The following is a 6,114-nucleotide window of genomic DNA, read 5'->3' as shown; positions in this document are numbered from 1 at the left end:
AGGAACCGCTGCACCAAGGCGAGCTTGAACTCGAAAGAGTATGACTTCGCCGGCCTGCTCACCAGCACTCCTTGCCCATGGATCCTCCATCGCCCGTACAGTGCCCTGACCGGCACCTGAGGCGCATCCAGCAACCGGGACACTGCCCGATACCCGATGCCCTTCTCAAACCACGCTACAGCCGCCCCGCGCTGAGCCTCAGACAATGAACTACGTGCACTCATAAAACTGCTCCCCGAAAGTCGGAACTGAATTTCTCAGTCCAACTTCCGGGGAGCAGTTCATCGCCGGAGATAGTGCGAGAGCGTCCTTTTTGAAGCGGCAGGTAGTGAGAGAGGGTCCGGTTTGAAGCGGCAGGTAGTGAGAGAGGGTCCGGTTTGAAGCGGCAGGAGGTGAGAGAGCGTCCGGTTTGAAGCGGCAGGAGGTGAGAGAGCGTCCGGTGGTTGATGGGAGACTGGATTGGTGACTTCTGAGAACCCGCTGGACCCGCTCAATGCCTACGCCGTCGCCGAGGATGCCCCGCTTTCGGAGGGCGACCCCACCGGCGCGCCGGCCGGGCCCGTATCCGAAACCCCCACCGCGATCGAGGCCGCCAGGGTCGCCGGCAAAACCCTGCTCGACGGCGGCGTCCGGTATGTCGTGGTTTCACCGGGATCGCGGTCCGCACCCATGGCCTATGCCCTCGCGGAGGCCGACGCGGCCGGCCGGGTGGAACTCCTGGTACGGATTGACGAGCGCTCGGCCGGCTTCACGGCACTTGGCCTGGCACTGTCCACGGGAGCGCCGGTTGCAGTGCTCACCACGTCCGGCACCGCCGTCGGGAACCTGATGCCGGCCGTGATGGAGGCCAACCACGCCGCTGTCCCGCTGGTGGTCCTCTCAGCAGACCGGCCCGACGAGCTGCGGGGGACCGGCGCCAACCAGACCACCGACCAACTGGACCTCTTCGGCGAGCACGTCCGTTTCGCCGTCGATGTTCCCGCCGGCACAGACCCGCAGCGCGCCGTGGAGACCGCCCTCAGCGCCGCCACGGGGGTGTTCGAAGACACTCCGCCGGGGCCAGTGCAGCTGAACCTGGCTTTCCGTGATCCGCTGGTCCCGCCGCCTGGCGACCACCTGCCGGAGGCATCCGGCCGAAGGACGTGGCAGATCGGCCGCGGACCGGAGCCGCTCACCCTCTCGCCGGCGCCGGCCACGCTGGAGGAGCGCCGCACCGTGGTGCTGGCAGGGCACGACGCCGGGCCGGTCGCCGAAGCTTTCGCCCGCGCCCACGGCCTGCCGCTGCTGGCCGAGCCGTCGTCGAACTCGCGCTTCGGACCCAACGCCATCGGCCCGTACCGGCTGCTGCTGGAGCACTTCGGACCGGAATCCTCCCAGCCGATCGAGCGCGTTGTCCTGTTTGGCCGGCCCACCCTGTCCCGTCCCGTGGCGCAGCTGCTGGCCCGCGCCGACGTCCCCTCGGCCCTGTACCAGCCGGTGCCCGTGGCCTGGTACGAGCCGGGCCGCCGGACCGAGCTCCCGCTGGACAACCTCAGCGACCTCGCCGACTTCTCCGGCAGGGGCTCGTCGGCATGGCTGGATACCTGGCTGCTGGCCGGTGCCGCCGCCCAGCACGCGCTCGACCAGGTGCTCTCCGGCGAGCCGGCAGTCACGGGACCGGCGGTTGGCGCACTGGTGTGGCAGCACGCGCGCGGGCAACTGATGCTGGGGTCCTCCAACGGCATCCGCGACGTGGATCTCGCCGGCCAGCCCACGCCCGAGCCGCACGCCACCGTCTTCGCCAACCGCGGCCTCGCCGGGATCGACGGCACCATCTCCACCGCCACGGGCATCGCGTGGGGCGGCCGGCAGGAAACCACCCTGCTCGTGGGCGACGTCACCTTCCTGCACGACGCCGGCGGCCTCCTCCTGGGCTTCGCCGAGAACGATCCGCTGCTACGCATCGTGGTCCTCAACGACGCCGGCGGCGCCATCTTCAACCTCCTGGAGCACGGCGCCGTGCAGGAGTCAGGAGCGTACGGGAACGCCGTCGAACGGCTCTTCGGCACCCCGCACACTGTGCACATCGCGGCACTCGCCGCAGCGTACGGCGTCGAACATTGCTCGGTAAGTACGACGGCGGAACTCGCCGATGCGCTCGCCGCACCGCAACAGGGCCGCAGCGTCATTGAGGTCCGCACTGACCGGCAGGGCCTCCGGGAACTGCACGCGCGCATCAAGGCGGCGGTCGGGGAAGCGGTGCGGGGCGCGCTGGGGGCCTGACCTGACGCGCTTTGATGTTTGGCGACGCGCATATTCTCTGGCGCACCCCGTATTCCGTGCGCGCCAGAAATTATGCGCGTCGAAAACAAGCACCTTATGCACATAGGGCCGGTCGCCGCTGACAGCTGGGCAGCGGAATTGGCATCGTCAAGGCATGAGAGACCTCCCGCCGCTGCTCCTCGCCCGTGACCGACTCCTGCACGGACTGACCGCGAAGGAACTGGCCAGGCGCGCCGCATCGGGTGCGTTAGTGAGAATCCGGCACGGCGTGTACGCAGAGGGGTCGGCCTGGCGGGAACTTCAGCCCTGGGATCACTACCGGCTTCGGGTACAGGCTGCCGCGGAAACCTTGAACGGTCCCACGATTTTCGCCAGGCATTCCGCGGCGAGCGTGTGGAATATTCCAACCATTGGAGTGCGCCATCCGGTTGAGGCGCTGACGTTAAAGAACGACGGCGGCCGGTCCCGCGCTGGTGTTCGCCGCTTCTTTGCCGATCCGTCCGGCCTGGCAGTGGTCCGGCGGGAGGGCCTGCTGGTCACGGACCGGATCCGGACGGTTCTGGACCTGGCCGCTTTTACGCCGTTCACGGAGGCGGTTGTGCCGTTGGACCATGTGCTCAAACCGGACCGTACGTCCGGGCTGTCGGCTCTGGCAGTCGACGCGCTGGTAGCCGGAATCGGCTCGAGGTACACGTCAACGGCTCAAAAGAGGATTCGGGCGGCGTTGTCCTTCGCGGATCCCCTCGCAGGCTCGGCAGGGGAGTCCTACAGCCGCTCGCTGATGCACCTGGCCGGCTTCGAGCCTCCCGTCCTCCAGCAGGCTATCTATGACGCCGACGGCCTGGTGGGCTACGCAGATTTTTATTGGAAGAACGCCAGGGTCGTCGGAGAGTTCGACGGTGTGGCGAAGTACGTCAAACCGGAGTTCCTCAAGGGCCGCACAGCGTCGCAGGCGGTGGTGGATGAAAAGGGACGCGAAAACCGTATCCGCGCCGCCGGCTTTAACGTGGTGCGGTGGGACTGGTCCGACTTGATGGAACCAGGGAGGCTGGAACGCATGTTGGCCTCGGGCGGGGTGCGCCGCCGTCGTACGCGTTCTGCGGATTTCGACGCGCAAAATTCCCCGCGACGCACAAATGCCCTGGTGCTACCGGAATTCCGGTAGCGTCAGGGCATTTGCGTAGCGTCGGCGCGGCGCCACGTAGCGTCGGCGCGGCGCCAAAGAAACTACTCCGAGATGTCGATGTGCGTCGGGTCCAGCACGCGCTTGAGGAATTCCTTGGTGCGGGACTGCGTGGGCGCGCTGATGACCTGCTCGGCCACGCCTTCCTCCACCACCACGCCGCCGTCCATGAACACCACGCGGTCGGCCACTTCGCGGGCGAAGCCCATCTCATGGGTCACCACCAGCATGGTCATGCCTTCCTTGGCCAGGTTCCGCATGACGGACAGGACGTCGCCCACCGTCTCCGGGTCCAGGGCCGAGGTGGGCTCATCGAACAGCATGAGCTCCGGGTCCATGCTCAGCGCACGGGCAATGGCCACGCGCTGCTGCTGGCCGCCAGAGAGCTGGTCCGGGAAGCGGTCTGCCAGGTGGCCCAGGCCCACGCGGTCCAGGTTGGCCTGCGCCACCTTATCCGCCTCGGCCTGCCCGCGCTTGAGCACCTTGGTCTGGGCGATGGTGCAGTTCTGCCGGGCGTTCAGGTGCGGGAACAGGTTGAACTGCTGAAACACCATGCCCACTTTGCGGCGCATCTTGTCGATGTCCACATCCGGGTCCGTGGCCTCGAAGCCGCCCACGTGGATGGTGCCCTCGTTGGGCTGCTCGAGCAGGTTCACGCACCGCAGCAGGGTGGACTTGCCGGAGCCGGACGGGCCGATCAGGCAGACAACCTCGCCGGGAGCAACCTCCAGGCTGATGCCCTTAAGGACCTCGTTGGAGCCGTAGGACTTGCGGAGGTCCTTGAGGGAAACTCCGGCGGCCTGCACGGATACGCTGGTGCCGGCGGCGCCGGGGGAGTTGTGTACGACGTCGTTCATGACTGTCCTGCCTATCGCTTCGTCCGCGCGGAGCGGCTTTCGAACTTCCGGGCCAAAAGGCTCAGCGGGATGGTGATCACCAGGTAAAAGGCGCCCGCCACGAGGAGCGGGGTGAGCCCGGCGCCCAGGCTGGAGATGCCGTCGCGGCCGAACTTGGTGAGCTCGTACTGCGAGGCGGTCAGGCCCAGCACGTAGATCAGCGAGGAGTCCTTGGTCAGGAGGATGACCTCGTTGGTCAGCGGCGGCAGGACGATCCTGAATGCCTGCGGGATCACGATGGACACCATGGCGCGCCACTGCGGCATGCCCAGCGAGCGGGCAGCCTCGAGCTGTCCCTTGGGCACCGCCTGCAGGCCGGCGCGGAGCGTTTCTGCGATGTAGGCCGCGGCCACCATGCCCAGCGAAATCATCACCACGACGGTCACGTTCCACTGCACGCCGAACGCCAGCGGAACACCGTAGCCGAAGGCGATGAACACCAGCAGCGCGGGGATGCCGCGGAAGAACTCGATGTAGCCGGTGGCGATCCAGCGGTAGAGCGGGAAGCTGGAGAGCTTCATGAGGGCCAGGAGGAGGCCGCCGGACAGGCCCACGATGAAGCCCAGTGCGGTGTAGATCAGGGTGTTCTTGAGGCCGGACAAGAAGATGTCCGGGAACATCGGGCCGATCTTGGCGAAGTTGAAGACGCTGGTGCCGATGGTCTTCCAGTCAGTGGCCAGAATCAGCGCGGCCACAGCCACAACGAAGATTCCGGCCTGGACGTAGAGGCTGACTTTGGCTCGTTGACGTGCGGTCATTGCCATGGTGTTCTCACATTCGTTTTGCGCAGTTGAGGCCCCGTACGGACTCTCGTCCAGCGGTACGGGGCCTCAACTGTGTCGGTCTCAGGCCGGGGTGCTACTTGGCGGCTTCGCCGAACCAGGTGGTCTCGTACTTCTTGAGGGAGCCGTCGTCGGTCAGGCGCTTGAGCGTGGCGTTGACCTGGTCAGCCATGGCCGTGTTGCCCTTTTTGATGGAGATGCCCAGCTTCTCGCCCGTGGCGTAGTTCTCCACGCGCTTGTACTTGGGGTCGTCCTTGATGGCGTAGGCCAGGACGGACTGGTTGCCCAGGGCGGCATCGATGGTGCCGGCCTGGAGGGCCTGGACCAGGAGTCCGGAATCTTCGAACTGCTGGGCGTCAATGCCCTTTTCCTGCGCGTACTTGGCGCCGGTGGTGGCCTGCTGTACGCCCACCTTCTTGCCCTTGGCGCTGTCGATGTCCTTGATGCCGGAGGCTTCGGTGGCCACCAGGGTCAGGTCATCGTCCATGTACGGCTCGGAGAAGTCCATGACGGCCTTGCGGGTGTCCGTGATGGAGACCGAGGAGATGGAGACGTCGCAGCCCGTGAGCGCGGTGCCGGTCTCGATGGCCTCGAAGGAGCTGTCCACAACACTGAGCTCGGCCTTCAGGTCCTTGGCGACCTCGGCGGCGATGTCCATATCGAAGCCGACGATCTTGCCGTCCTTCTGGAATTCGAACGGCTCGTAGGGAACGTCGGAGCAAACGGTCAGCTTGCCGGCGTTGATCAGCTGGACGCCGCCTGCGGAGGACGCAGCAGGGGTGGAGCTGCCGCCGCAGGCCGTGAGGGACAGGGCGCCGACGGCGAGGATTGCGGCTGCCTTGGCGGCCAGCTTTGCCGTGGCGGAGGACATGGGCTGCATAGTTTCTTACCTTTTGTTGCAGGGGTATGCGTGACTAAAACGGCTTATAGTGTATCGCCGAATAAGAGATGTGCATCACAGAAAACTTAGTTTCACTATTGGATAACTAAT

General features: G+C 66.1%; 5 protein-coding genes. 2 read left to right on the top strand and 3 right to left on the bottom strand.

Annotated elements, in window-relative coordinates:
• Positions 1–462: 462 nt before the first annotated feature.
• On the top strand, positions 463–2,262 hold the full coding sequence (gene menD / locus WMN78_RS13045; protein ID WP_425341151.1) for a 2-succinyl-5-enolpyruvyl-6-hydroxy-3-cyclohexene-1-carboxylic-acid synthase: 1,800 nt from the start codon (positions 463–465) through the stop codon (positions 2,260–2,262).
• A 154-nt stretch (positions 2,263–2,416) separates the two neighbouring features.
• Positions 2,417–3,427: a hypothetical protein gene (locus tag WMN78_RS13040; RefSeq protein WP_340534139.1), complete on the top strand. Its 1,011-nt coding sequence runs from the start codon at positions 2,417–2,419 to the stop codon at positions 3,425–3,427.
• Positions 3,428–3,489: 62 nt separating this feature from the next.
• Here the strand turns inward: WMN78_RS13040 and WMN78_RS13035 are convergent, their stop codons facing one another.
• The 3 genes from WMN78_RS13035 to WMN78_RS13025 all read right to left on the bottom strand — a co-directional run bounded on the left by WMN78_RS13035 (position 3,490) and on the right by WMN78_RS13025 (position 6,003).
• Positions 3,490–4,302: an amino acid ABC transporter ATP-binding protein gene (locus tag WMN78_RS13035; RefSeq protein WP_340534138.1), complete on the bottom strand. Its 813-nt coding sequence runs from the start codon at positions 4,300–4,302 to the stop codon at positions 3,490–3,492.
• Between the two features lie 11 nt (positions 4,303–4,313).
• Positions 4,314–5,105 (bottom strand): amino acid ABC transporter permease, encoded by a 792-nt coding sequence (locus WMN78_RS13030; RefSeq protein WP_340534137.1) that lies wholly within the window; start codon positions 5,103–5,105, stop codon positions 4,314–4,316.
• A gap of 94 nt (positions 5,106–5,199) precedes the next feature.
• Positions 5,200–6,003: an ABC transporter substrate-binding protein gene (locus WMN78_RS13025; RefSeq protein WP_340534136.1), complete on the bottom strand. Its 804-nt coding sequence runs from the start codon at positions 6,001–6,003 to the stop codon at positions 5,200–5,202.
• Positions 6,004–6,114: the final 111 nt, after the last annotated feature.

This window comes from Arthrobacter oryzae (assembly GCF_037911235.1).
Taxonomy (GTDB): domain Bacteria; phylum Actinomycetota; class Actinomycetes; order Actinomycetales; family Micrococcaceae; genus Arthrobacter; species Arthrobacter oryzae_E.
The sequence above is the reverse complement of the archived record's forward strand: the minus strand, read 5'-3'. Positions and strand labels throughout refer to the sequence as shown.

Excerpts from the sequence above, each read along its gene's own strand:
- WMN78_RS13040 (WP_340534139.1), top strand. The coding sequence starts at position 2,417 with ATGAGAGACCTCCCGCCGCTGCTCCTCGCCCGTGACCGACTCCTGCAC.
- WMN78_RS13035 (WP_340534138.1), bottom strand. The coding sequence starts at position 4,302 with ATGAACGACGTCGTACACAACTCCCCCGGCGCCGCCGGCACCAGCGTA.
- WMN78_RS13030 (WP_340534137.1), bottom strand. The coding sequence starts at position 5,105 with ATGGCAATGACCGCACGTCAACGAGCCAAAGTCAGCCTCTACGTCCAG.
- WMN78_RS13025 (WP_340534136.1), bottom strand. The coding sequence starts at position 6,003 with ATGCAGCCCATGTCCTCCGCCACGGCAAAGCTGGCCGCCAAGGCAGCC.